The 20,446-nt window shown below is 65.3% G+C and carries 20 protein-coding genes and 1 pseudogene; all 21 read right to left on the bottom strand.

Going from position 1 to position 20,446, the window contains the following annotated elements:
* Positions 1–7: 7 nt before the first annotated feature.
* The 21 genes and pseudogenes from hypE to ACVWW6_RS16610 all read right to left on the bottom strand — a co-directional run bounded on the left by hypE (position 8) and on the right by ACVWW6_RS16610 (position 20,364).
* Positions 8–1,048 (bottom strand): hydrogenase expression/formation protein HypE, encoded by a 1,041-nt coding sequence (gene hypE, locus ACVWW6_RS16710; RefSeq protein ID WP_456681066.1) that lies wholly within the window; start codon positions 1,046–1,048, stop codon positions 8–10.
* On the bottom strand, positions 1,045–2,187 hold the full coding sequence (hypD, locus tag ACVWW6_RS16705; protein WP_456681065.1) for a hydrogenase formation protein HypD: 1,143 nt from the start codon (positions 2,185–2,187) through the stop codon (positions 1,045–1,047). Before hypD ends, hypE begins: the two co-directional genes overlap by 4 nt.
* Positions 2,184–2,420 (bottom strand): HypC/HybG/HupF family hydrogenase formation chaperone, encoded by a 237-nt coding sequence (locus ACVWW6_RS16700; RefSeq protein WP_011089667.1) that lies wholly within the window; start codon positions 2,418–2,420, stop codon positions 2,184–2,186. The genes hypD and ACVWW6_RS16700 overlap by 4 nt, the downstream gene beginning before the upstream one ends.
* A pseudogene (hypF, locus tag ACVWW6_RS16695) lies at positions 2,420–4,682 on the bottom strand (carbamoyltransferase HypF). Before hypF ends, ACVWW6_RS16700 begins: the two are co-directional and overlap by 1 nt.
* A complete protein-coding gene (gene hypB, locus ACVWW6_RS16690; protein ID WP_456681064.1) occupies positions 4,679–5,587 on the bottom strand; it encodes a hydrogenase nickel incorporation protein HypB in 909 nt (302 codons plus the stop codon). The pseudogene hypF and the gene hypB overlap by 4 nt, the downstream one beginning before the upstream one ends.
* Entirely contained in the window at positions 5,587–5,928 is a 342-nt protein-coding gene (gene hypA, locus ACVWW6_RS16685; protein ID WP_456681063.1) for a hydrogenase maturation nickel metallochaperone HypA, read from the bottom strand. Before hypA ends, hypB begins: the two co-directional genes overlap by 1 nt.
* Positions 5,921–7,009, bottom strand: coding sequence for a nickel-dependent hydrogenase large subunit (locus tag ACVWW6_RS16680; RefSeq protein ID WP_456681062.1), 1,089 nt, complete (start codon positions 7,007–7,009; stop codon positions 5,921–5,923). Before ACVWW6_RS16680 ends, hypA begins: the two co-directional genes overlap by 8 nt.
* Entirely contained in the window at positions 7,006–7,515 is a 510-nt protein-coding gene (gene hybE / locus ACVWW6_RS16675) for a [NiFe]-hydrogenase assembly chaperone HybE (RefSeq protein WP_011089672.1), read from the bottom strand. The genes ACVWW6_RS16680 and hybE overlap by 4 nt, the downstream gene beginning before the upstream one ends.
* Positions 7,512–7,721 (bottom strand): rubredoxin, encoded by a 210-nt coding sequence (locus tag ACVWW6_RS16670; RefSeq protein ID WP_011089673.1) that lies wholly within the window; start codon positions 7,719–7,721, stop codon positions 7,512–7,514. The genes hybE and ACVWW6_RS16670 overlap by 4 nt, the downstream gene beginning before the upstream one ends.
* Positions 7,718–8,581, bottom strand: coding sequence for a hydrogenase expression/formation protein (locus ACVWW6_RS16665; RefSeq protein WP_011089674.1), 864 nt, complete (start codon positions 8,579–8,581; stop codon positions 7,718–7,720). Before ACVWW6_RS16665 ends, ACVWW6_RS16670 begins: the two co-directional genes overlap by 4 nt.
* A complete protein-coding gene (locus ACVWW6_RS16660; protein WP_456681061.1) occupies positions 8,578–9,024 on the bottom strand; it encodes a hydrogenase accessory protein in 447 nt (148 codons plus the stop codon). Before ACVWW6_RS16660 ends, ACVWW6_RS16665 begins: the two co-directional genes overlap by 4 nt.
* 272 nt (positions 9,025–9,296) lie before the next feature.
* Positions 9,297–9,593, bottom strand: a complete 297-nt coding sequence (locus tag ACVWW6_RS16655) for a HypC/HybG/HupF family hydrogenase formation chaperone (protein WP_028174195.1) — start codon at positions 9,591–9,593, stop codon at positions 9,297–9,299.
* A gap of 26 nt (positions 9,594–9,619) precedes the next feature.
* Entirely contained in the window at positions 9,620–10,198 is a 579-nt protein-coding gene (locus ACVWW6_RS16650; protein ID WP_011089677.1) for a HyaD/HybD family hydrogenase maturation endopeptidase, read from the bottom strand.
* A 16-nt stretch (positions 10,199–10,214) separates the two neighbouring features.
* Positions 10,215–10,958, bottom strand: coding sequence for a Ni/Fe-hydrogenase, b-type cytochrome subunit (gene cybH / locus ACVWW6_RS16645; RefSeq protein WP_028174193.1), 744 nt, complete (start codon positions 10,956–10,958; stop codon positions 10,215–10,217).
* A 9-nt stretch (positions 10,959–10,967) separates the two neighbouring features.
* Positions 10,968–12,758, bottom strand: coding sequence for a nickel-dependent hydrogenase large subunit (locus tag ACVWW6_RS16640; protein ID WP_456681060.1), 1,791 nt, complete (start codon positions 12,756–12,758; stop codon positions 10,968–10,970).
* A 29-nt stretch (positions 12,759–12,787) separates the two neighbouring features.
* The gene (locus tag ACVWW6_RS16635; protein WP_011089680.1) at positions 12,788–13,879 is read right to left on the bottom strand and encodes a hydrogenase small subunit; all 1,092 of its coding nucleotides are present in this window, start codon (positions 13,877–13,879) and stop codon (positions 12,788–12,790) included.
* 197 nt (positions 13,880–14,076) lie between these two features.
* Positions 14,077–15,516 (bottom strand): nickel-dependent hydrogenase large subunit, encoded by a 1,440-nt coding sequence (locus tag ACVWW6_RS16630; RefSeq protein ID WP_456681059.1) that lies wholly within the window; start codon positions 15,514–15,516, stop codon positions 14,077–14,079.
* Complete coding sequence (locus ACVWW6_RS16625; RefSeq protein WP_011089682.1) at positions 15,513–16,529, bottom strand: NADH-quinone oxidoreductase subunit B family protein; 1,017 nt, start codon at positions 16,527–16,529, stop codon at positions 15,513–15,515. Before ACVWW6_RS16625 ends, ACVWW6_RS16630 begins: the two co-directional genes overlap by 4 nt.
* A 67-nt stretch (positions 16,530–16,596) precedes the next feature.
* Positions 16,597–17,919 (bottom strand): DUF3422 domain-containing protein, encoded by a 1,323-nt coding sequence (locus ACVWW6_RS16620; RefSeq protein ID WP_011089683.1) that lies wholly within the window; start codon positions 17,917–17,919, stop codon positions 16,597–16,599.
* Positions 17,920–18,031: 112 nt separating this feature from the next.
* Positions 18,032–20,080: a methyl-accepting chemotaxis protein gene (locus ACVWW6_RS16615; protein WP_456681058.1), complete on the bottom strand. Its 2,049-nt coding sequence runs from the start codon at positions 20,078–20,080 to the stop codon at positions 18,032–18,034.
* A 107-nt stretch (positions 20,081–20,187) separates the two neighbouring features.
* The gene (locus ACVWW6_RS16610; protein ID WP_162185817.1) at positions 20,188–20,364 is read right to left on the bottom strand and encodes a hypothetical protein; all 177 of its coding nucleotides are present in this window, start codon (positions 20,362–20,364) and stop codon (positions 20,188–20,190) included.
* Between the last annotated feature and the right edge of the window lie 82 nt (positions 20,365–20,446).

Raw genomic sequence — 20,446 nt, 5'->3', positions numbered from 1 at the left:
CGAAGCCTCAACAGATTCTCGGCAGTTGCTCGCCCGACAGCCAATCGACGATTCGACCGCCGCCGAAGCTCGTCGCCATCTGCACGAAATGATGATCGTCGGCAACGGCCTCGCCAATGTCGGCGGCGTCGCGGCCGAGCGGATGCGCCCGCATCGCGGCCAGCACCGCTCCGGCGGCCTCCGGCGCGACGATCGCGACCAGCTTGCCCTCATTGGCGACGTGGAGCGGATCGAGTCCAAGCAGCTCGCAAGCCGCAGCCACGCCCGGCTTCACCGGGATCGCCTCCTCGAGGAGATGGAAGCCGAGGTTGGACTGCTGGGCGATCTCGTTCAGCGTCGCGGCGAGCCCGCCGCGCGTGGGATCGCGCATCAGGCGGATGCCACGACCGCCGGCCTGCACCATCCTGGCGACGAGATCGTGCAGCGACGCCGAGTCCGAGACGATCTCGGTCTCAAAAGCGAGATTCTGCCGCTTGGACATGATGGCGACGCCGTGGTCGCCGAGCGTGCCGGAGATCAGGACGCGATCGCCGACGCGGGCCTTCTCGGCCGACAGATCGAGCCCGTCAGGCACGACGCCGACGCCCGCGGTCGAGATGAACAGGCCGTCGGCCTTGCCGCGCTCGACCACCTTGGTGTCACCGGTGATGATGTGGACGCCGGCGTCGCGCGCCGCCTCCCCCATGGACTCAGCGATCAGCTTGAGGTGGGCGAAGCGAAAGCCCTCCTCGATGATGAAGCTCGCCGAGAGATAGAGCGGCTTCGCGCCGGCCATGGCGATGTCGTTGACGGTGCCATGCACCGCGAGCGAGCCGATATTGCCGCCGGGAAAGAACAGCGGCGAGACCACATAGCCGTCGGTCGTCATCACCATGCGCCCGGCGCGGACGTCGAACGCCGACTGGTCGTTGCCGCGCGCCAGCCATTCATTGCCGAAGGCCTCGTGGAACAGGCCGGAGATCAACTGCGCCATGGCGCGGCCGCCCGAGCCGTGGGACAGGTCGACGCAGCCGTTCCTGATGTCGAGCTTGCGCTGATAGGCCTTCATGACGCCCGCCTCTGCTGATGATCGCGGAAGCGGCCATAGGTCCAGTGCGCGGCGCAGGCGCCTTCGGAGGAGACCATGCAGGATCCCATCGGCGTCTCCGGTGTGCAGACGGTGCCGAACAGCTTGCAATCCACCGGCTTCTTCACACCGCGCAGGATCGCGCCGCATTCGCAGGCCGGATTGTCGTCGACGCGCAGCTCGTTCATGTCGAAGCGGACCTCCGCGTCGTATTTCGCGTAAGCGCGCTTCAGCTTCAACCCGCTATAGGGCACCTGCCCGAGCCCACGCCACTCGAACTGGTCGCGCAGCTCGAAGATGTCGGACACCTCTTCCTTGGCGCGCAGATTGCCGTCGCGGTTCACGGCGCGGCTGTACTGGTTCTCGACCTCATGCCTGTGCTCGTTGACCTGCCGCACCAGCATCAGGATCGCCTGCATCATGTCGAGCGGCTCGAAGCCCGCGATCACCACCGGCTTGCCGAACTCCTCGGCGAAGAACTCGTAAGGCGCAGTACCGATGATGGTCGAGACGTGGGCGGGTCCGACAAAACCGTCGATCTCGACGCGGCCGATGTTGCGGATGTCCGGGCTCTCCAGGATGTTCTGCATCGCCGGCGGCGTCAGCACGTGGTTGCAGAACACGCTGAAGTTTTCGAGTTGCTTCTTCCCGGCCAATCGGATCATGACCGCGGTCGGCGGCGTCGTGGTCTCGAAGCCGATGGCGAAGAACACCACCTCGCGCCCGGGATTATCCTCGGCGATCCGGATCGCGTCGATCGTGGAATAGACCATGCGGATGTCCGCACCACGGGCCTTCGCCTTCAGGAGCGATGCGCCCTGCGAGCCCGGGACGCGCATCAAGTCGCCATAGACGCACAGGATGATGTCGGGCCGCATCGCGAGCCGGATCGCCATGTCGATGCGTCCGGCCGGCAGCACACAGACCGGACAGCCGGGCCCGTGGATCATCCGCACGTTCTTCGGCAGCATGTCCTCGAGGCCGTAACGCGAGATCGCGTGGGTATGGCCGCCGCAGAATTCCATGAAGCGATAGGGCTTTCGCGGATCGGCTTCCGCGCGGATCGCTTTGGCGAGCCCGAGCGCGATCTCCTTGTCGCGAAACTCATCGGCATATTTCATGACGCGGCTCCCTGTCCCTCGGTGCTGAGCTCGCGCAACAATTCGAGCGTCCGCCTCGCCTCCTCCGGATCGATCTTGGTCAGAGCGTAACCGACATGGATGATCACGTAGTCGCCGACGGCGAGGTCTTCGATCAGGGCGACCGAAATTTCCTTGCTGACGCCGTCGATGGAGACGATCGCCATCTCGTCGGGCAGAAGTTTTGTGACCTCAGCGGGTATCGCGAGACACATCAGGCGGTTCCTTCCTGGCCTTGCGGTTCGAGGAGTTTGAGTGCGGCGATCCAGGCCTGCCCGAGGCTGAGACCGCCGTCATTGGGCGGCATTTGCCGCGGCAACAGCGGCGAGAGACCGGCAGCGATACAGCCGCGCTCAATCTCGGAACTGAGGATCGCGTTGAGAAAGCAGCCGCCGCTCAAGGCGACGGTCGTGATGCCGGTCTCGCGCGCCGCGCGGCCGATCCAGTCGACGCAGGCAGCCGCAAGCGTTCCATGGAACAGCCCGGCCCCGTCGACTGGATCGATGCCCTCCGCCGCAAGCCGCGCAAGCAATGGAAACAGGGACAGCACGCCATCCTCGATCGTCCAGCCGCTCTTCGCGATGCGTGGCGTGCGAACATGCGCCTCCAGCTTCATCGCGGCTTCGCCCTCATAGCTCTGCACCGGGCAGAGACCGAGCAATCCCGCCGCTGCGTCGAACAGCCGGCCGGCGCTGGTCGTCACCGGCACGCCCGGCTGTTCGAGCATGGCGCAGAGACGTGCGGCCTGCGGCTGCGCCGCGAAACGGGTTGCGATCGCATCGCTGCGGCGAAGGCCATGCAGCACGCTTGCGGCCATGCGCCACGGCTCGCGCGCGGCACGATCGCCACCCGGCAACATCATCGGCGCCAGATGTCCGAGCCGCCGGAACTGCGCGCTCTGGCACAGCAGGAGCTCGCCGCCCCAATTGCCGCCGTCGCTACCCTGGCCGAAGCCGTCGAGCACCAGCGCCAACGCAGGTCCCGTGAGGCCATGCTCCGCCATGACGGAAGCGGCATGGGCATGATGGTGCTGGACCGCGATCAGCCGCTTTCCGCTCGCTTCGGCGAAGCGGGTCGAAGCCATGTTCGGGTGCAAGTCATGGGCGATAACTACCGGCTCGACGTCCAGCGTCGACAGCAGATGGCCGACGGTTTCCTCGAAGAAGCGGACGCCTTCCGCGGTGTCGAGATCGCCGATATGCTGGGAGACGAAGGCCTCGTTACCGCGCGTGACCGTCACGGTCGACTTCAGCGCGCCGCCGACGGCCAGGATCGGCGGCACGGTCTGCGCGAGACGAACCGGCTCGGGCACGTAACCACGGGCGCGGCGGATGAACCGCGTCCGCCCGGCGACGACCGCCGCCACGGAAATCGTCGGCGCGCGTGACGATGTCGCGGTCATGGGTGACGATGAGATCGGCGATGCCGGCAAGGCGCAGCTCCGCCTCGCGATCGTCGATCAGAAGCGGCTCGCCGCCGGGATTGGCGCTGGTGGCGACGGTCGCCCAGCTTTCGCCGGCCCGCTTATGCACCGAATTCAGCGCCTCGAAGATCAGGTGATGAAGCGGTGCGACCGGCAGCATGATGCCGATCCGCGACAGCCCCGGCGCAATCGCAGGCGCGAGGCTATGGCGGGACGTCATCAGCACGATCGGCCGCGGCGACGTTTCGAGCAAGGCGAGCTCGGCAGCATCGGCAGTAGTGAAGTCGGCGACCGCGTCCACCGAGCCGACCATCACGGCAAACGGCTTCTGGTCGCGCTCCTTGCGCTGCCGCAGCCGCTGCACGGCCGCTTCGTCACGGGCATCGCAGATGAGCTGGTAGCCGCCGAGCCCCTTGATCGCGACGATTTTGCCTGCGGCAATCGCGGCGGCAATCTCCTCGATTCCGTGGCTGAGCCTTGGGCCGCATTGCGGGCAGGCAATCGCCTCGGCATGGAAACGGCGGCTCCTGGGGTCGGCATAGTCGTCCGCACAGGCCTTGCACATCGCGAAGCGCTTCATCGCGGTGGTGGGGCGATCGTAGGGCAGCCGCTCGGCGATGGTGTAGCGCGGACCGCAATGGGTGCAGTTGACGAAGGGGTAGCGATGAAACCGGCTGGCGGGATCGAACAGCTCGCTCAGGCATTCCGGACAGGTCGCGGCATCGGCGACGATGCGCGTCGATACCCTGCCCTGCTTGCTGGCGCGGATGCAAAACTCCTCGCTCGCCATGGCGCCGACCGGGTGCACCGAGATCTCGTCGATGCGGGCGAGCGGCGGCTTTTCGAGCGGCAGCGCCGCGACGAAGTCCGACGCGCGCTCTCCTTCCACCTCGATGATGACGCCGTGGGGATCGTTGGCGACGAAACCGCCGAGGCCATAGCGCGTGGCGAGGCCGTAGACATAGGGACGAAAGCCGACACCCTGCACCGCGCCACGCACATGCAGGCGCAGCCGCCGTCCGTCCAGTGCTGTAGCCTCGCCGCCCATCGTCATTCCGCCGCCGTCATCGCGGCCGGCCTCGTCGCCTCCATCCGCCTGCGAATCCAGGCATAGAACGCCGCAAAGCCTTCGCCGGTGCGCGCCGACACCGTCAGCACCTCGATCTTCGGGTTGACCCGCCGTGCATATTCGATCGTCTTCGCCAGATCGAAATCAAGGACGGGCGCGAGATCGATCTTGTTGATCAGCATCAGGGACGAGGCGGCGAACATGTCAGGATATTTCAACGGCTTGTCCTCGCCCTCGGTGGTCGAGAACACCACGATCTTGCAGGCTTCGCCAAGATCGAACGCTGCCGGGCAAACGAGGTTGCCGACATTCTCGATGAAAAGCAGCCCGCCGTTCAGCCAGGGCAGCCGGTCATAGGCCTCGCCGACCATGGCGGCATCGAGATGGCAGCCCTTGCCGGTGTTGACCTGGATCGCCGGCACGCCGGTCGCGCGAATGCGCTCGGCATCGTTGGAGGTCTGCTGGTCGCCTTCGATCACGCCGATCGCAAAACTGTCCTTCAGCTCGGAGACGGCACGGGCCAAGAGCGAGGTCTTGCCGGCGCCGGGGCTCGAGACAAGGTTGAAGGCAAGCACCTCGTCGGCGCGGAAGCGGGCGCGATTGTCGGCGGCGAGCCTGTCGTTCTTGCCGAGGATGTCGCGCTCGACTTGGATGATGCGGTCGCTGCTCATGCCGGCGATCTTCTGGCCGGCCGGATTGGCGCCGCAGTCGAGCAGCCCGGCATCGCCGTGGGAGTGATCGTGGTGATGATGGTGGTCATGGTCATGACCGTGGTGGTGGTGATGATGCCCGTCGTGACCATGATCGTGGTCATGCCCGTGATCATGATGATGATCATGGGCATGTTCGATGGACGCCTTGCCGTCGCTGCAGCCGCAGACCGTACACATCAGTCGACCTCCAATTCCCTCACGCGCATCTCTTCGCCGCCCGTCACCTGCAATTGATAGCCGCCGCAGGACGGACACGGTTCGTATCGCTGCTTGATCTCGACGCTCTTGGAACAGGCCATGCACCACGCCGTGCCCGGCGTCTCGACGATCTCGAGTTTGGCGCCTTGCGCGATGGTCCGCGCGGCGACGGCCTCGAAGCAGAATTTCAGGGCCTCCGGCGCGACATGGCTGAGCGCACCGATCTCGAGGCAGACGACGTTCACCTTGGCGAAAGCGCGCTTGCGCGCTTCCTCCTCGACGATGCCGATGATGCCTTCGCACAGCGCCATCTCATGCATGGCCGGCCTCGCGAAAATCAAGGCTGAAGCCGACGCAGGGGTCGAAGGAGCCGACCAGCGCGCGAACCGCATCCTGGCCCGGTCGGCCGGCGGCGAGCGTCGCGCCCTTGAGGATTTGGACCAGTGGACCGCGGGCGTGAAAGTTCCACTCGGTCGGCGCCAGGAATTCGAAGTTGACGATGCGATCCTCGTCGTCGAGTACGACGGCGTGATAGAGTCGGCCGCGCGCACATTCGACCGCGGCCGCGCCCTTGCCGGCGCCGAGCCGATAGCTCGCCACGATACCGTGTTCGAGATCCGCGTCGCCGTGATCGAGCCAGGTGCACAGCTGCGCGACCTCGGCAATGCGCGCCCTCAGGCGCGCGGCGGGGCCCGCCGCCGTCGATGAAATCTCTTCGCGGTGCGCCTTGCGTGCCCAGACGCCGGTTTCCGGAATCTGGCCGCAGAGGTCCGGCGCATCGGAATAGGCCGCCCCGTCCGCCAGCAGACGCGCGACGATATCGAGATCGTTAGCCGCCGTCAGGAACGATGGCTCGGCCACCGGCTGCGACACCAGCTTGCCATCGCATCCCTCGACGGAAGCTGCGAGCGCGCTGCCCGACGCAAGCGCATGGTCTTCGGAGATCCCCAGCGTGCCGACCGCGGTCCTGATCTGCGCGACCGCATCGCGACGCAGGGCCTGCGGCACGGCCTCGCTCGGACCGCCGAGGAGCGCACTCGCCTGCATCACGGCGCGCACCGCCGCAGCGCTTGTGCCGTCGAGCCCGCGCCGTCCGACGAAGAGGCCGCGCAGCAATTCGGTCAGCCGTTCGGCGACGACCACGGTGAGGCGATGCCGCACCGTCGCGGGCGCCGCCTCCTGCCCTTGCGCAGCTTCCACTGCCGACAGGAATGCGACCTGATGGGCAACCGAGCAGAGCGAGAACAGCCGCGGCAGCACCGGGAGCAGCGAGGCCGCCGGCTTTCCCGCAAACAGGCGCGTCAGCGGCGGCCGGCTGCGCGGCTGGATCGCGACGTCGGCGATCGTGGCGCCGGAGAGCCACACCGTAATGTCGATCTCGTTGCGGAACGAGAGGCTCATCCGCGCCGCTCCGTCAGGGTACCCCGCAGGAAATTACGCCGATCGATCGGGGTTGTCGCGGGCTCGCGGCGGCGAACCGCCTCCTCGCTGTCGGCCGGCAGCATCAGTTCGGCAAGCGCGGCTTCAGCCGTCGCCCGCGCGGCGTCCATGTCGGCGAACTGGAACATCGGCGAGAACAGCGAGCAGCTCGCGATCCGGCCGATTTGCCCGACCTCGCTGATGGTGAACTCGATATCGCCCGCGGGAAAACGAATACGCGCAGTCGCGCCCGAGGTGGCCTGTGCCACCGCGCTCGCCGGCAGCACCACGTTCATGAACCAGGGCGTGACCATGATGCCGACGATCGTGCCGTTGAAGGCGCGGAAGCCGACCGCCTCGACGCCGAGCGCATCGTTGTAGATCGGCAGATCGCGCATGGCGCGCTCGCCGATCTCCCGATAGCTTCCGGCCAGGAGATCGCCCCATGCTACGGCGTCGGCGTCCGGATTTGGCGCGCTCCCGGTCATGATTCGATCGCCATGAACTTGGACTTCGGGGCGTCGCAATTCGGGCAGTGCCACTCCTCCGGCAACGCCGCGAACGGCGTGCCGGGCGCGATCTGCGCCACATCGTCACCGTCAGCCGGATCATAGACGGTCCAGCAGATGCCGCATTCCAGCCGCGTGACGTCGGTGACGTCCTGGCGCACGCCAAAATTCTCGAAGGCGCTCATTTGAAATAGGCCTCGATGATTTCCTTGAGCCGCTCGGCGGAATCCTCGAAATCCTCGTCCGCGGCCAGCGCAACGGTCGGCACGCCGCCGACTTCGAGCGTATCGAGAATGATGGTGTCCATGGCGTTGAAGAACTGCACGGACCAGACATTGCGGATGCCCGTGGACAGCACCCGGCAGGTGCCGTAGCCGCGCGACACCAGTTGGATCGGTCCGTTCCGGATCGTGTCCTGCAAAAAGCTCATGTCGACCGGACTCATCGGCAACAGCGTGAAATTGATGATCTGCGAGCGGATGCCGGGCCGCCACGCGAGCGCGCGCTCGCGGATTTCGGCGAGCACCGGCAGCACGTTCATGGCACCCTCGGGCACCTGTCCGATCTCGAAATCGGCGGATGTCAGGTCGGCGGCCGCGCGCTTGACGATCTCCGGGACGGCGCCGATCTCGAGGTATTCGTGGTTGGCGTCGGTCTCGAGCCGCACGCGCCAGATCCCCGCCAGCACCGATTCCTGGATCTGCGCCAGCGATCCATCCGGCAGCGCGACGACGCCGGCGACCTCGCCTTCGCCGAGCACGTCGGCAATGAGCTTGCTCTCGAGATCGTTGAGATTGGCGAGCCGGAACAATTGCGACGGCGCGTCGGCTTTCTGGCCCGCGATCGCATCTGCGATCCGCGAGAGCAGCGCGACCGCGTTTGGGCAGCTCCTGGCAAGCTCCGCGCTGTCGAGCGTTGCAAGCTTGGCGAGCGCACCGGCCGCCGTGAGGCTTCCTTTCGATGCATTGAGACTCTCTTCGCCGATCGGAAACACGCTGACCGGTTGCTCGGCGCCTTCGGGCGCATCCCAGAATCCGACTTTCATAACTCGGCACCTTGTGTGCGGTGCTGGGGCACGATGGTGACGGCCACCGCGGCGCTTTGCCCGCGCGGCCGGTCGATCAGCTTGGTGATGCGGTCGACATAGACTGACCAGTCCTGGATCTTGGCGATCAGCCCCAGTGTCTCGCCCTTGGCGACGAAGATCAGCGTCGGCTGCACGCGGACGCCAAAACGCTGGCCGAGCGCGCTCTCGTCGCCGCGCGCGATGACCGCACCGCGCAGCCGGCCGCCGAATGCGGCGATCAGCTCCGGCAGCACCACAGCGACGTCGGTCGCCTCCGGAAAGCGGTTGGGATCGCCCGCCGACAGCAGCACGGCGATCGCACCAGCCTCGTCTGCTGCGCCAAGAAAATGTTCAACCGTCGCGGCATCGACCTCATTCAGGCCGTGCCGCGTCAGATCATGCTTCCCCACCTGGAATTCCATTGGACCTCCCCTGATAAGCTTATGAATTGCTCGGGATAGGGGTTAGCAAGGCATGTGCCAGGACATGCTAGCGACTTTCCGGATTTATCTCATTGACTTACATCAGATATTTTATTGCGCGCCGATGATGCAGCCCCCCGATGATAAGATACTTTCCACATTCAGTGAAAGCTATCTTTGCAGATAGAAAGACGCATTCCAGGTAGCTTGTGGCGCCCGCACGCCGATCCGGCCGCGGAGGCGGTGATTCCAGTTGATGCCTGGACGTGGGCCTATTCGGACCGCAGGTGCGCTGGCAGTTGCGGCTCGCGGTCGATCAAATCGGCGAAGAAGCGGTCGCAATCCTCACCGTCGAGCGCAGCACCAAGACCGTCGATCGCGGCGCCAATCAGGCGCGCCTCTTCCTCATCGAGAAGCCGGATCGCGGTGTCGATATAGACCAGCACGTGGGTGCCGACCGGCGGGTTGGAGAGCAGCAGCACGGAGACGCGGCGCTGTTCGCCGCGAAATGCGCACAGCGCCGAGACGCCATCCGTCTCGACAATCGTCATCGGCAGGCCGAGGCACATCGTGCTTTCTCCGGAGATCGCGCCTCTCAGGCCGGCCGCATCTCGTAATTGGCGTGATCGATGTCATTGGCGAGCAGCCGCTCGGACTCCGCCAATGGCGCGCTGCGGCGGCTCACCGTGACGCCCCACTCGGCCAAGACCTGGCAGGCGAGATCGATCGAGGGCGCGATCTGGTCGCGCACCGGCGGCGTCAGCGGCCCGCCCCAGTCTTCGAGATCGAGCGGCTGGCAGCCGATCAGCACGAGATGCTTCGGGCACCGGCCGAGCAGGTCGGCGGCGCTGATGACCTCCTGGAAGCCGGTCTGGTGCAGGCTCATCTTCTTGGCGCCGGTGAAGCGAGGCACCTCGTCGTCGCGCACGAGCTTCAACCGGCCGGGCTCGAGCCCATAGTCGATGGCGTCGAACACGATGAGGCGGTCGGCCTCCTCCAGATAGTTCACGAGGTACAGCCCCTGCGTGCCGCCGTCGAGGATCGTGACGTTGTCAGGCACGGCGTAGCGGCGGTGGAACTCCTCCACCGCGCGCACGCCAAAGCCTTCGTCGGCCCACAGGATGTTGCCGATGCCGAGCACCAGGATGCGATTGTCTTGCGAGGATGTCGGCATCGTCAGTCTTCCCGTTTCAGTCGCGGAATTGCCGCTCGCCCGAGATCATCGAGGAGATGATGCTCTGGCGCGACATGATGTCTTCACGGACCGCGGCGTAGATGTGCACCATCACGAACACGACCAGCGCCCACATGCCGAGATGGTGCCAGGTGTGGACGTCCTGGCTGTTCGGCCAGATCGCAAACACCCAGCCGAACAGCTTGTGCTGCCAGCTGTCGATGCCCTGACCTTCCGAATAGAGCGCAAAGCCGGTGACGATCATGAAGGCCACGAACAGGGTGAAGCCCGTGAACATCGCGGTTTGCGCCAGCGGGTTGTGCCCGACATACATCTTCGGCTCGCGTTCCAGGAACGCGTACCAGCGGATTTCATGCAGCACTTCCTTCCAGAACTGCTTGCGGTGAACCGGGATGTAGAAGATCTGCCGGGAGTGATGGTTGCCGACGAAGGCCCACAGGATACGCGTGAGGAAGAACACCGCGAGCACCTGTCCCGCTGCGAAATGGGCGAAGCGAATGTAGCCCATCACGAAGTTGTCGGACGCCTCGCCCGCGACCGTCGGCAGCGGCGTTCCGATCAGATAGCCGGTCACCATCAGCACAATGATCGAGAACGCGTTCACCCAGTGGCAGATCCGCACCGGCGCTTCGTAGACATAGACGGTGGGACGCCCCACCGCACGTTCTCCGGAAGCGTCGGCGGCGATCGCCGCGAGGTCGGGCCTCGCGTCGGAGGCGGGAGCAACTGCATCCATCATGGCGCCCTCCTACCTGACCTTGACCTTGGCGAGCTCCTGGCCATCCGGGCTCATGACGTGCGTCGAACAGGCCAGGCACGGATCGAAGGAATGGATCGTGCGCAGAATCTCGAGCGGCTGCTCGGGATTGACCATCGGCGTGTTCATCAGCGACGCCTCGAAGGCGCCGATGTTGCCCTTGGGATCGCGCGGCGAGCCGTTCCAGGTGGTCGGCACGACGCACTGGTAGTTGTCGATCTTGGTGTCCTTGATCTTGATCCAGTGCGCGAGCGCGCCGCGCGGCGCCTCGGTGAAGCCGACGCCCTTGGCTTCCTTCGGCCAGCTCTCCGGCTTCCACTTGTCGACATTGGCGGTAGAGCTGTCGCCGGCCTTGATGTTGGCGACGAGCTTGTCCTGGAAGTAGCGCATCTGCCGTCCGGCCCAGACGGATTCGAGCGCGCGCGCGGCGGTGCGACCGAGCGTCGAGAACAGCGCCGACGTCGGCAGGTTCAAATCCCTCAGGAACTTGTCGACGGGATCCTTGAACTCGGATTTGTTCTGCGCGTAGCCGACCACCCAGCGCGCCAGCGGGCCAACCTCCATGGCGTGGCCCTTCCAGCGAGGTGCCTTGATCCACGAATACTTGCCGCCCTCGTCGAGCTGCTCGATCGCGGTCTTGGTGCCCTTCGCATTGGGCCCCAGCACGTAGTTCGGCTCGGTGACGCCGTCCCAGGGATGCAGACCCTTGGTCTCGTCGGGGTATTTGTACCAGGAGTGGACCACGAACTCCTGGATCTCGTCGGGGTTGGCGTGATCGACCGGAAACACCTCGGACAGATTGCCGTTGATGATGGCGCCGCGCGGCAGCTTCAGGCTCTTGGCGGAATAGTCGTTGGTATGTTCGGGCACGTCGCCATAGGCGAGCACGCTCTGGCCCGAGAGGCCGCCGCCATAGAGCCAGTCCTTGTAGAACGACCCGATCGCCGCCACGTCGGGCAGATAGACCATTTCGTTGAACTCGATCAGCCGGTCGATGATCGAGGAGATCAGGTTCAACCGCTCCATGTTGATGGCGCCGACGGCACCCGTGCCGTCGACGTTGATCGGACAGGGCACGCCGCCGACCAGCCAGTTCGGATGCGGGTTCTTTCCGCCGAAGATGGTGTGGATCTTGACGATCTCCTTCTGGAAGTCGAGCGCCTCCAGATAATGCGCCACGGCCATCAGATTGGCCTCGGGCGGCAGCTTGTAGGCCTTGCTGCCCCAATAACCGTTCTTGAACGGACCGAGCTGCCCGGACTCGACGAACTTCTTCAGCCTTGTCTGCAGATCCTTGAAATAGCCGGGCGACGACAGCGGCCAGTTCGAGATCGACTGCGCCAACGTCGAGGTCGCCCGCGGATCGGCCGAGAGCGCGGAGACGACGTCGACCCAGTCCAGCGCGTGAAGGTGATAGAAATGCACGACGTGGTCGTGCACCTGCAATGCAAGCTGCATCAGGTTGCGGATCGAATTGGCGTTCTCCGGAATGGTGATCCCGAGCGCGTTCTCGACCGCGCGCACCGACGTCAGTGCGTGGGTGCCGGTGCAGACGCCGCAGATCCGCTCGGTGAACGCCCAGGCGTCGCGGGGATCGCGGTTCTTCAGGATCACTTCGATCCCGCGCCACATCGTGCCGGTCGAGACCGCATTGCGGATGACATTGTCGGCGTCGACATTGACCTCGACCCGCATGTGACCTTCGATACGGGTCACCGGATCGACGACGATGCGCTTGCCGGAATTGTCGAGATTGAAGCCGTTGGGAGTCTGGATACCCATGGTGTTCCTACCCTAGTGTTTCTTTTCGCTCAGCTGTTGTGGTCGGCGTCTTCGCGCTTGGTCGCGAGCCGCTTCACTGCGGTCACGGCCGCATGCGCGGCCACCGCGGCGCCGACCGCGCCCGCCGCCACCATGCCGATCTGATCGGCGTTCTTCTCGATGCCGAACTGCTTGATGTTGGTGAGACGGTCGTAGAACGAGCCCTTGTCCCAGAAGCCGTCCTCGGAGCAGCCGATGCAGCCGTGGCCCGACTGGATCGGGAAGGATACGCCGCCATTCCAGCGCACGGTCGAACAGGCGTTGTAAGTCGTCGGGCCCTTGCAGCCCATCTTGTAGAGGCAGTAGCCCTTGCGGGCGGCCTCGTCGTCCCACTCCTCGACGAACTGGCCGGCGTCGAAATGCGGACGGCGGTAGCACTTGTCGTGAATGCGTTGCGAGTAGAACATCTTCGGCCGGCCCTGGCGGTCGAGCTCGGGCAGTTTTCCGAAGGTGGTGATGAAGGTGACGACGCCGGTCATCACCTCGGCGATCGGGGGGCATCCCGGCACCTTGATGATGGGCTTGTTGGTGATGACCTTGTCGATCGGCGTCGCCTGTGTCGGATTGGGCTTTGCCGCCTGCACGCAGCCCCAGGACGCGCAGGCGCCCCAGGCGATGATCGCCATCGCGTCCTCGGCCATCATCTTGAGCTTCTCGACGAACGGCTTGCCGCCGTCGATGCAGAACATGCCGCCTTCGTTCAGCGGCGGATTGCCTTCCACCGCGAGGATGTACTGGCCTTTGTGCTTGGCGCGGGTCTCCTCGAGGATGGCCTCCGCCTGGTGACCCGCGGCCGCCATGATGGTGTCGTCATAGTCGAGCGAGATCATCGACAGCACGGCATCCTTGACCAGCGGGTGCGCGGACCGGATGAAGCTCTCGGAGCAGCAGGTGCATTCGAGGCCGTGCATCCAGATCACGGGCACGCGCGGCTTGGTCTCGAGCGCGTTCGCGATGCGGCTCGCCGCCAGCGGCCCGAGCCCGAGGCTCGTCGCCGTCAGGCTGCAAAATTTGTGAAAGCTCCGACGCGTGATGCCTTGCCGCCTGATCACGCTGTAAAACGTTTCCGTCGCCGCGCCCATGTATCCTCCCGCCTTCGCTTTGACTTTTCGATGACGCCAAGGACAGCAAGAAGCAGGCCAACAGCCTGGAGCGATTCAAAAGTGGAGAGATTCCAGAACGTTGGGTGTTTGAATTGCTCGCAGGAGCGGTACACGAGGACGCTGGAGATACGAGAAGCGGAAACAATTCGATTTGCAGCCGGCAACGAAGTTTCCGGTCAGTGCGCGGTGCACACCATGCAGGGATCGAACGAGCGCACGATGTGCTGGATCGCGACCGCACGTGGGCCGGCATCGCCGACATCGGTGCCGACCAGCGCCTGCTCCAGCGGGCCGCCGACGTCGAAGGAATCGCGCGGCGAGAAATTCCAGGTGGTCGGCGCGATGATCTGGTAGCGCTCGATCCTACCCTGGCTTACCGCCATCCAGTGCCCGAGACTGCCGCGGGCGGCCTCGACGAGCCCGACATAGCTTCCGTCGGGGATCTCGCGCGCATTGTTGCAGAATGGCTCCGACAATCGCAGCGCGCGCGTCCACTGCTCCATGGCCAGCGCGATGCGCGCGGTCTCGATCAGCCGCGCGATCACGCGGCTGCGCACGTTGGTGCCGTCGCGCGCGACCAGATCCGTGATCAGCGCCTGACCGGCCACCGTCTGGCGCGCGATCGCGCCGACTTCGATCGGCTGGCCCGACAGCCGCGGCGCCTTGCACCAGCTATAGGCCGCCGGCTTGTCGGGATCCGGAACCGTGCTGCTCTGGGCGGGATCCGCGGAGGAATCCCGCATCCAGGCGTGCGAGACGTCCTCGGTGATCTGCGTCAGCGGCAGCGGTTCGATCGTGGCGCGCGGACCGAACAGGCCGCGCGGAAACAACTCGCTGTCGACGCCATGATAGGCGCCGTAGCTCATCATCAAGCCAGTGCCCCTGCCGAGCCCGGTCAACGCAAGAGTGTCCGCAAGCCGCAGGAAATGGGCGAAATCGCCGCCGCGGCCGTCGCGCCAGCTATCCAGCTCGTCCGCGGAGGCAATCGCCAGCACATTCTCGAGCGAGTCCGCGAAGACGACACGCTCGAGAAAGCTTCGAAAGGCCGTCGTGATCGACAGCAGCCGGACGCGCTCGCCAAGGTCGATGGCGCGCGTCGTGCCGCCTGGCTGGAACGCGAGGCTATGCGGCCATTTCCCGGCGATGATGCCCATGGTCTCGAGCAGCCGCGCCCGCGCCGGCAGGGCATCGCGCGCTGCGCTGCCGCGGGTTGCTGCAAAGCGCTCGCGCGTCTCCGCGTGCCAGCTGTGCGCCGCATAGGCCTCGCGGGCAAAGTCGGGCATGAAAAAGATATAGAAGTGGGTCAGATGGTCGGCCGCATTCTCCGCCGCATGGGCGATGTTGGTGGCGAGCAGCCCGTTGGGCGCAGCCTCGATCGACATGGCGTCGCGCAGGGCGGCAGCCGCCGCGACCGATTGCGAGACCGAGCAGATGCCGCAGATCCGCGGCGCCAGCGCCAGCGCGTCGAGCGGCGGCCGGCCTTCCAGGATCTGTTCGAAGCCCCGGTAGAGCGGCGCCGTCACCTCGGCGCGCATGACGCGGCCGCTCTCGACGTCGAGGCGGACTTCGAGATCGCCCTCAACACGGTTGAACGGGCCGATCGTGATCCGCGTCATGGCTTGCCCTTGGCCGTCGAACGGCCCGGCGGCACGACGACGTGGTCGGCGGTCGCATTCAGCCGCACGCGCCGCGGCGTCGCCGACTTCGACAATGCCGCGAGCGCGACGAACCAGGCCTTTGGCATGTCAGTCGGCAAACCAACCGGAATGCCGGCGAGCTTGGCGGTCTCCAGGAAGTTCTGCGCCCCTTCGAATCCCGGCGAGGTGCAGGCGATACAGGCATAGCCGCCCTTGGTGCAGGAGCCGCCGCCGTTCCAGGAGCGCTGGTTGCAGTCGCCGACCGCCTGCGTCGCCTTGCAGCCGAGATGCTCCATCAGGCAGCCGCGCTCCGACATCGTCTCGGCGCTCGCCTTGAACTCGTAGAACTCGTTGCGCGAACAGCCGTGATGGGCGAGATGATTGGCGATGAATTTCGGCCGTCCGTAACCGTCGAGATCAGTCGCGGCAAGATCCTTGCTGGTCAGTGCCAGGATGGTTTCCATCATCCAGCCAGGATGCGGCGCGCAACCCGCGACATTGATAACGGGCAGACCGAGTCGCGAACGGAAGCCCGCGCCCAGCGCGCCGCCGCTGTCGGAACCTTCGAACTGCAACCCCACGGCATCGGTCGGGTTCGATCCCGCGGCCGGCACGCCGCCATAGGCAGCGCAGCTTCCGACCGCGATCACGTAGTCGGCGAGCGGCGCGAGATCGAGCATCCAGCGATAGACCGAGCGGTTGGTGCCCGCGAGCATGTTGAAGCGGCCGCTGTCGTTCGGGCCGCGGGCGACGGAGCCTTCCAGCAAGAGCAGATCCAGCTGCACCTTGCCGTCCAGAACGGACTGGAGCACCTCGACCGCTTCCTCGCCCGTCTCTTCGCTCACTGACGGATGCCACAGCAGGTTGATGCCGAACTGCCTCAATTCGTCGAACCAGCCGGAGGCGCCGCTTTCGAGGATCGACATGGTGCAGCCGCCGCAACTGGCTCCCTGCAGCCAAAGCACGTTGGTCGTCCCATCCGATCGGCTCATGGCTCCTCCTTAGCCCGCAAGCATCCGTCGCTCGTAGCACAAGAGCAAGGCTCTGGCTTGAGGGAACTCAATCATGCCCACCCGACGTCGCGCCGTCATGCTTCAAGTGCCGCTGGCGAATCCGGTGCGTGACAATCCAGGTGACGCCGATAGCGACCGGCACGAACAGCGCGGTCGCCAGCGACGGCTCGACATGTACGCCGCCGTCATGCGCGCCCTTGGCAAGATACCCGAACAGGCTGACGACGTAATAGCCGATCGCTGCCACCGACAGGCCCTCGACCGTACTTTGCAGGCGCAATTGCAGCTTGGTGCGCTCGTTCATCGAACGCAAGAGGTCACGATTTTGCTCCTCCAATTCGACGTCGACGCGGGTGCGCAGGAGGTCGGCTGCGCGCGCAAGCTTGATCGACAAATTGGCCTGACGCTCCTCCAGGGCGGCGCAGGTCCGCATCGCCGGCGCCATCCGGCGGGCGAGAAACGACGACCAGGTCGGATAGCCTGCGATCTCGCCGCCTTCGATCACCCCAAGTCGAGCCTGCACGATGTCGTAATAGGCCCGGCTAGCCCCGAACCTGAACAGGCTGCCGGCGGCGCCGCGCTCGAGCGAGGCGGCGAGCGCAGTCAGCTCGGTCAGAAGGTGATTGTTGAGCTTGAGGCCCTCCGCACCCTGCATCTCCTCGAGCACCTCGACCAGTCGGCGCCCGATGTGATCGACCGATGGTGCGAGTTCGAGCGCAGCCGGCAAGCCGAGCAGCGCCAGCGTGCGATAGGTCTCGATCTCCAGCACGCGCTGCACCAGAGCGCCCAAGCGGCCCGGCGACAGGCCGTCGTTGCAGATGAGGATGCGAACAAAACCATGGTCGTCCGCGCGAAAGTCGGAGGCGACCACGGCAGATCCGCTGCGGACCGCCGCCATCGCGAGGCTGCCTCGTTCGAAAACCTCCTGGGCACGCTCCAGCGCCGCCGAGGTTTGCTCGACCCCGAGCTTGACCGCGACCAGCAATTGGCCGGACTGCGACAGGGAGCGTATCAATGCGGCGGGCCCATCGCCGATCTCGCCGAAACTCCGAGCGGACGTATCCGCGTTGCCGAGGATCCAGGTAAAGGTGGTGAACTCCGAGTGCTGCTCCCAGCGCAGCTGGATCGCGCCGATAGCGACCTGATGATGTTTCGTTCCTTCATCCGGCGGCTCCTGCCCGTGCGACGTGCAGAACGCGACGAACTTCTGCCGATTGGCGGCGGCAACCTCGCCCTGGCTGAGAAAGGCAAAGCGCAGCACGGTGAGCGGCGCCGTCAGCCGGGTGAACGGGCGGGCATGCACCTCGCCCAGCACCGCACCGCGCTGCGGGTGCAGCTCAAAACCGGCGAGATCGAGGTCACGGTTCATCGGTGGTCCCTTGGGTAGGCGCTCTCAGGCCGCGGTGTACCGCGAACCTCGCCATTCACTACCACAACACACCCATGCTCTTGCAATCACCCGTTGGCAGGATAGGCCGACCTCAGGCTGCGGCAACATTGGCCATGAAACCGTCGAGCTCGACGCGCAGGCGCTGGCTGGCCTCGGTCAGGCCGCGGGCCGATTGCAGCACGGCGGAGGCGGCCGCGCCGGTCTCGGTTGCCTCGCGATTGACCTGTTCGAGATTGGTCGAGACCTGACCGGTACCGGAGGCCGCATGCTGGGCGCTGCGCGCGATCTCCTGCGTCGTCGCCGTCTGCTGATCGACGGCGGTCGCGATCGAGCCTGATATCGACGATATCTCCCCGATCGTGCCGGCGATCGTCTTGATCGCCGCGATCGATTCACCCGTCGCCTGCTGCATGCCCTGGATGTGCGCGCCGATCTCCTCCGTGGCGCGCGCCGTCTGACTGGCGAGTGATTTCACCTCAGAGGCCACCACCGCAAAACCGCGGCCGGCATCGCCTGCACGCGCCGCTTCGATCGTGGCGTTGAGCGCCAGCAGATTGGTCTGCTCCGCGACCGCCGTGATCAGTTTTACGACGTCGCCGATCCGGTGCGAGGCCTCGGACAATGCGGCAATGCGCACGTCCGTGTCCCGCGCCTGTTGCACCGCACTTTCCGAGATGTCGTTGGAGTTGCGCACCTGTGAGCGGATCTCGTTGATCGAAAGCGACAGTTCCTCGGCGGCGGCGGCGACCGAACGGATGCTTCCGACCGCTTCCCGGGAAGCGCCAGCCACCGCTGTCGTCAAGTCACCGGTCGCTTCCGCATTGCGCGACAGCGTCGAGGCGGCGGCTTCCAGTTGCCGGGCCGAGCTTGATATGTCGTTGACGATGTCGCCGACCGCGGTCTCGAACGTGCCGGCAAATCGCGTCAGCTCCGAACGGCGAAGCTCCGCTGCCGACCTGTTGCGCTCCTCGATCTCGGCCGCCTCCCGCTCGGTGCGCTCGATCGCCTGGCGCTTGAACATCTCGACGGCGCCGGCCATTTTGCCCACCTCGTCGCGGCGGCCGAGGCCCGGCAGCACGATCTCGTGCCTGCCGCGGGCGAGCTCCGTCATGGCAGCGCACATGGCGATCACGGGACGCGCAATGCCGCGTCCGACAGCGAAGGACAGCACGAGGCCGATGGCGATCGATGCCAGCGCCAGCGCCACTACGACCGACTGGCCGCTGGCGATCTGCTCCGACGTCTTCTTTTCAGCCTCGGCCTGCTCGGCCAGTGCCACGCGCTTGAGCGAGCTCGCCGCCCCCGACAGGCCATGGCGCAGCTTCCACATGCTTTCCACGAGGCGGTCGATTTCCTGCGCGGACGCCACGACGCGTGCGACGCTTTCGCCATAGACGGCGAGACGATCGGCAAGCGCCTTCTCGCCGATGGCGTCCATCGAGCGCAACGCGCCGCGATCGACCAGGCGCTTGATCGTCTCGAGGCGTTGCGCGGCGGCCTGCGCCAGCGCGTCATCATGGCGCTTCAGCTCGGCGGTTGCGAGCAGATCAACGACCTCAAAGCGGTTGAGCGCGCCTCCGATTTCATCAGCATCGCCGGGCGATACCTTCGCATCCGCAAGGATGGATTTGATCGCACGCGACTGATCTTCCATCACGGTACCCGACCGGCTGATCTCCGACCGCAAGGCCAGCACCTTGTTGAAGGCGTCGGTATAGGCGCGATAGGCCTCGAACAGCTCCTTGATGGACTGCTGCCAGCTCAAGGTGGAGGTCTCGGTCTTGGCCGCGGTAATGGCTCCTTCCAGCCTTCGCCTCGCCTCCTCGGCCGCAGATTCCGCCTCCCTGGTGCCAGCCATCGCGAAATAGCGCGCGTTGCTCTGATAGGCGGACAGGGAACTGTCGATCTCGCGCGCGTAGTCGGACTCTGACATGCTAACCCGGTAGACACCGAAGCCGTCGAGGATCTTCTCATAGCCGAACCAGGCGCCGGCCATGGTGACGGCCGACAGCAGCAGCACGACCGCAAAGCCGATCATGATCTTTGCTCGGATCGACACGTTGGCGAAGACCGGCTCGCTCTTGGGAAGACTGATGGCGGCGGCATTCATCCGCCCATGGCCATGAAACAGGCCCGACATCGACTGCCCATCCCGGGCAAAAACGCGTGCAACGAAGCTCAGATTCATTTCGCAATACCCGTTCTCGGAAAGCTCGCAATGATGCGACGATGCGGCCACTCCCCTAATCATCGGTAAATCGAAAACTGTTGCTCCGCAGCGAACGAAGCCTCCAACGCGACGACGCTCAGCGTTGCGCCGCGTGCAAATTGAACGACTGCGCCGCTTGCGATGAAGAAACCGCAAGCAGTTTCAAGAAAGGCCTGAAAGGCGAATTTCCAGCATGAGATAAAATATGTTTCCATTTCGACGCATCATGCGGCGCATCAAGCGCTGTACGAATTTTTTTCGCAGCGGGGATTTTGCAAGAGAGTGCGCGCGATATTG

The organism is Bradyrhizobium sp. USDA 3311 (genome assembly GCF_054062495.1).
This window is presented reverse-complemented; position numbering and strand designations above follow the sequence as displayed.

Excerpts from the sequence above, each read along its gene's own strand:
- hypE (WP_456681066.1), bottom strand. The coding sequence starts at position 1,048 with ATGAAGGCCTATCAGCGCAAGCTCGACATCAGGAACGGCTGCGTCGAC.
- hypD (WP_456681065.1), bottom strand. The coding sequence starts at position 2,187 with ATGAAATATGCCGATGAGTTTCGCGACAAGGAGATCGCGCTCGGGCTC.
- ACVWW6_RS16700 (WP_011089667.1), bottom strand. The coding sequence starts at position 2,420 with ATGTGTCTCGCGATACCCGCTGAGGTCACAAAACTTCTGCCCGACGAG.
- hypB (WP_456681064.1), bottom strand. The coding sequence starts at position 5,587 with ATGTGTACGGTCTGCGGCTGCAGCGACGGCAAGGCGTCCATCGAACAT.
- hypA (WP_456681063.1), bottom strand. The coding sequence starts at position 5,928 with ATGCATGAGATGGCGCTGTGCGAAGGCATCATCGGCATCGTCGAGGAG.
- ACVWW6_RS16680 (WP_456681062.1), bottom strand. The coding sequence starts at position 7,009 with ATGAGCCTCTCGTTCCGCAACGAGATCGACATTACGGTGTGGCTCTCC.
- hybE (WP_011089672.1), bottom strand. The coding sequence starts at position 7,515 with ATGACCGGGAGCGCGCCAAATCCGGACGCCGACGCCGTAGCATGGGGC.
- ACVWW6_RS16670 (WP_011089673.1), bottom strand. The coding sequence starts at position 7,721 with ATGAGCGCCTTCGAGAATTTTGGCGTGCGCCAGGACGTCACCGACGTC.
- ACVWW6_RS16665 (WP_011089674.1), bottom strand. The coding sequence starts at position 8,581 with ATGAAAGTCGGATTCTGGGATGCGCCCGAAGGCGCCGAGCAACCGGTC.
- ACVWW6_RS16660 (WP_456681061.1), bottom strand. The coding sequence starts at position 9,024 with ATGGAATTCCAGGTGGGGAAGCATGATCTGACGCGGCACGGCCTGAAT.
- ACVWW6_RS16655 (WP_028174195.1), bottom strand. The coding sequence starts at position 9,593 with ATGTGCCTCGGCCTGCCGATGACGATTGTCGAGACGGATGGCGTCTCG.
- ACVWW6_RS16650 (WP_011089677.1), bottom strand. The coding sequence starts at position 10,198 with ATGCCGACATCCTCGCAAGACAATCGCATCCTGGTGCTCGGCATCGGC.
- cybH (WP_028174193.1), bottom strand. The coding sequence starts at position 10,958 with ATGATGGATGCAGTTGCTCCCGCCTCCGACGCGAGGCCCGACCTCGCG.
- ACVWW6_RS16640 (WP_456681060.1), bottom strand. The coding sequence starts at position 12,758 with ATGGGTATCCAGACTCCCAACGGCTTCAATCTCGACAATTCCGGCAAG.
- ACVWW6_RS16635 (WP_011089680.1), bottom strand. The coding sequence starts at position 13,879 with ATGGGCGCGGCGACGGAAACGTTTTACAGCGTGATCAGGCGGCAAGGC.
- ACVWW6_RS16630 (WP_456681059.1), bottom strand. The coding sequence starts at position 15,516 with ATGACGCGGATCACGATCGGCCCGTTCAACCGTGTTGAGGGCGATCTC.
- ACVWW6_RS16625 (WP_011089682.1), bottom strand. The coding sequence starts at position 16,529 with ATGAGCCGATCGGATGGGACGACCAACGTGCTTTGGCTGCAGGGAGCC.
- ACVWW6_RS16620 (WP_011089683.1), bottom strand. The coding sequence starts at position 17,919 with ATGAACCGTGACCTCGATCTCGCCGGTTTTGAGCTGCACCCGCAGCGC.
- ACVWW6_RS16615 (WP_456681058.1), bottom strand. The coding sequence starts at position 20,080 with ATGTCGGGCCTGTTTCATGGCCATGGGCGGATGAATGCCGCCGCCATC.
- ACVWW6_RS16610 (WP_162185817.1), bottom strand. The coding sequence starts at position 20,364 with ATGGAAACATATTTTATCTCATGCTGGAAATTCGCCTTTCAGGCCTTT.